Source organism: Agromyces binzhouensis (assembly GCF_004135055.1).
GTDB classification, from domain to species: domain Bacteria; phylum Actinomycetota; class Actinomycetes; order Actinomycetales; family Microbacteriaceae; genus Agromyces; species Agromyces binzhouensis.
The window spans coordinates 1-3,387 of the sequence record NZ_SDPL01000354.1 but is presented as its reverse complement, the minus strand read 5'-3'; the positions used below and the strand labels follow the sequence as shown (position 1 = coordinate 3,387).

Here is a 3,387-nt window from a genome sequence, read left to right as displayed (position 1 = left end):
CCGCCGCCCCGAGTGGCTCGCGCCCGCCGGCCTCATCGCGCTCAGCCTCGTGCCGGTCGCCGCGGGCGCGTTCCGCATCACGACGCTCGCCACCGGCGCCCCCGCGACCGCCGAGAACGCCCGCTTCGTCGACTCCCCCGTGCCCGTGATCGTCCACATCGTCGGCTCGGTCGTGTTCCTCGTGCTCGGCGCGCTGCAGTTCGCGCCGTCCCTCCGCCGACGGCGGTGGCACCGGATCGCCGGCCGCATCGTCGCTCCCGCCGGGCTGCTGTCCGCGGGGTCGGCGCTGTGGATGACCCTGACCTACGACATGCCGGCGATCAACGGGCCGGGCCTGTTCGTGATGCGGCTCGTGTTCGGCTCGGCGATGGCGGCCGCGATCGTGGTCGCCTTCGCCGCCATCCGTCGCGGCGACGTCACCGCGCACAGCGCGTGGATGACACGTGCCTACGCGATCGGACTCGGCGCCGGCACGCAGGTGTTCACCTTCCTGCCGTGGACGCTCCTGCTCGGCGCGCCCGACCAGGTGATGCACTCGGTGCTGATGGGTGCGGGCTGGGTGATCAACCTCGTCGTCGCTGAGGTCGTCATCCGGCGACGGGCGGCGCAGGCGCCGCGAGCGCCGCGAACGCCTCGGGAGCCCCGTCGTTCCCGTACTTCCGGCCGATCCCCGGCGGCCGATGCGCGCCTATCATGAGGGCATGACGAGCCCCGCCAGGGCACTGTGGGACGCTCCGGTCGCCGCCCCACCGCCGCCCCGCCGGGTCTGGCGCGACTGGCTGCTCGTCGCGGTGCTTCCGCCGCTCATCCTGCTCGAGGCGACGCTGCGAGCGGATGTCCCGTGGCGCTGGCTCTGGGCGGTGGTGCTCGTCGCGCTCGTGCCGACGCTGCTGTGGCGGCGCACCCGCCCGCTGACGATGCTGGCGCTCGCGTTCGCGGTCGGGTGGACGGCCGGACTCATCGCGGGCGGCGATCCTGAACTCGTCGCGACCGCGTACTTCCTGGTCCTCGTCTACGCCGTGATGCGCTGGGGTTCGGGGCGAGCGATGCTCGGCGGCACGGCGTTCGTGCTGACGGGTACGCTCATCTCGCTGCCGCTGGGCGAGTCGACGCCGGCCGACGTGATCGGCGGCATCGCGGTCGTGGTCACGACGATGACGCTGGGCATCGCGTTCCGGCAGCGCGCGGCCGCGCGGGCGCGCGAGCTCGACCGTGTCCGCCTGCTCGAGCGGGAGCAGTTCGCGCGCGACCTGCACGACACGGTCGCGCATCACGTGTCGGCGATCGCGATCCAGGCGCAGGCGGGCGGCGCAGTCGCCGAGTCCGACCCGGCTGCCGCGGTCGAGGCGCTCCGCGTCATCGAGGGCGAGGCGTCGCGCACGCTCGACGAGATGCGGTCGATGGTGGGGGTGCTCAGGCGAGCGGATGCCGCGGAGCTCGCGCCGACCCCCGGCATCGCCGACGTGCGGCGCCTCGCGCGGGCCGGGGCTCGGGGTGACGCGGGCGACCCCGAGGTCGACGTGCACCTGGACGGCGATCTCGACGCCGTCCCGTCGACCGTCGGCGCCGCGGTGTTCCGCATCGCGCAGGAGGCCGTGACGAACGCGCGTCGGCACGCGCGGGACACGACGCGCATCGAGGTGCGCGTGCGGGTGGATGCGGACGGGGTGCGGATCGACGTCCGCGACGACGGCGCGCCCGTGGCATCCGTCGCCCCTGGATTCGGGCTCACCGGCATGGCCGAGCGGGCCGCGGTGCTCGGAGGGACCTGCACGACGGGCCCGGCGGCCGACGGTCGCGGCTGGGCGGTCACGGCGGTGCTGCCGCGCAGCGGATGGTCGGCATGAGCGATCGCCCGCCCGTGCGCGTGCTCGTCGCCGACGACCAGGGCCTGGTGCGCGCCGGGCTGCGGATGATCCTGAACGCGCAGCCCGGTATCGAGGTGGTCGGCGAGGCCCGCGACGGTGCTGAGGCGGTCGCGTTCGCCCGCGAGCTCCGCCCTGACGTGTGCCTGCTCGACATCCGGATGCCGGTGATGGACGGCCTCGAGGCGACGCGCATGCTCGCCGGCGCGGACGTCGCGGACCCGATCCCCGTCGTCGTGATCACGACGTTCGACCTCGACGAGTACGTGTACGGCGCGCTGCGCGCGGGCGCGCGCGGGTTCCTGTTGAAGAACGCCGGACCGACGATGCTCGCCGAGGCCGTGCACGCGGCTGCGCGGGGCGACGCGCTCATCGACCCGAACGTGACGGTGCGGTTGATCGAGGCGTTCGCTGGGGCGGATGCCTCGGCGGCGCGATCCGCGGCGGCGCCCCCGCCCGCGACGCCGCTGACCGATCGCGAGGAGGACGTGCTCGCCGCCGTCGCGCGCGGCCTCGGCAACGACGAGATCGGCCGGGCGCTGCACATCTCGCTCAGCACGGTGAAGACGCACATCGCGAGCCTCATGGCGAAGATCGGCGTGCGCAACCGCGTCGAGCTCGCGATCTGGGCGCACGAGCGGGGGTCGGCGCGCTGAGCCCCGTGCTGCTGATAGTTTCACTATCGATAGTGATACTCTCAGTGCATGCGGATCTCCGAGCTCAGCCGGCGGAGCGGCGCCCCCGTCACCACGCTGAAGTACTACCTGCGCGAGGGACTCGTCCACGAGGGCGAGCGCCGGAGCGGCAACCAGACCGACTACGACGAGTCCCACGTGCAGCGCGTGCGACTCGTGCGCGCGCTGCTCGACACGGGCGGGCTCTCGATCGCCGCCGCGAGGCGCGTGCTCGCGACGCTCGATGCCGACGACCGCTCGATGGCCGACACGTTCGAGGCCGCGCAGCACGCGATGACCGACGGGCGGGCGCACCACGAGGCATCCGACGCCGCGCGACGCCGCGTGGCCGCGCTCGCAGGCGCACAGGGGTGGCGCACGACGCCCGACAACCCGGGCTTCGACCTCGCAGCCCGGGTGCTCGACGACCTCGCGGCGATCGGCTACGAGCCGTCCGATGCGTACCTCGACGCCTACGCCGCGGCGGCCGACCGCATCGCGCGCGCCGACCTCGCGGCCCTGACCGACCGCGAGAGCCCCGCACTCGCCGCCGAGCTCATGGTCGTGGGCACCGTCGTGGGCGACGCGCTCATCGCCGGCCTCCGCCGTCTCGCCCACCAGGAGGCGACGGCCGAGCTCTTCCCGACCACCGGCGACGCGCACGCCGCGCCCGCCACGCACGCCACGCAGCGAAAGGACCTGCCATGACCACCCACGTCGTCCTCGGAGGCACCGGCGTCGTCGGGCGCGAGACGATCGCGGCCCTCCGCACCGGCGACCGCGAGGTGCGCGCCGTCTCGCGCACCCCGTCGACCGCGCCGGAATCGGGCGTCACGCCCGTCGCGGCC

4 protein-coding genes are annotated in these 3,387 nt (G+C 74.4%); all 4 read left to right on the top strand.

Features of this window, described 5'->3' with window-relative positions; all coding sequences use genetic code 11:
* Positions 1-697: DUF2306 domain-containing protein (locus ESO86_RS14000; protein ID WP_165307876.1), on the top strand; the 697-nt coding region annotated here is incomplete at its 5' end.
* A gap of 4 nt (positions 698-701) precedes the next feature.
* Complete coding sequence (locus tag ESO86_RS13995) at positions 702-1,847, top strand: sensor histidine kinase (protein ID WP_129235553.1); 1,146 nt, start codon at positions 702-704, stop codon at positions 1,845-1,847.
* A complete protein-coding gene (locus ESO86_RS13990) occupies positions 1,844-2,521 on the top strand; it encodes a response regulator (protein WP_129235552.1) in 678 nt (225 codons plus the stop codon). The genes ESO86_RS13995 and ESO86_RS13990 overlap by 4 nt, the downstream gene beginning before the upstream one ends.
* Before the next feature lie 48 nt (positions 2,522-2,569).
* Positions 2,570-3,247, top strand: a complete 678-nt coding sequence (locus ESO86_RS13985) for a MerR family transcriptional regulator (RefSeq protein ID WP_129235551.1) — start codon at positions 2,570-2,572, stop codon at positions 3,245-3,247.
* The last annotated feature ends 140 nt before the right edge of the window (positions 3,248-3,387 follow it).

Coding starts and splice junctions, on each gene's coding strand:
- ESO86_RS13985 (WP_129235551.1), top strand. CDS start 2,570: ATGCGGATCTCCGAGCTCAGCCGGCGGAGCGGCGCCCCCGTCACCACG.
- ESO86_RS13995 (WP_129235553.1), top strand. CDS start 702: ATGACGAGCCCCGCCAGGGCACTGTGGGACGCTCCGGTCGCCGCCCCA.
- ESO86_RS13990 (WP_129235552.1), top strand. CDS start 1,844: ATGAGCGATCGCCCGCCCGTGCGCGTGCTCGTCGCCGACGACCAGGGC.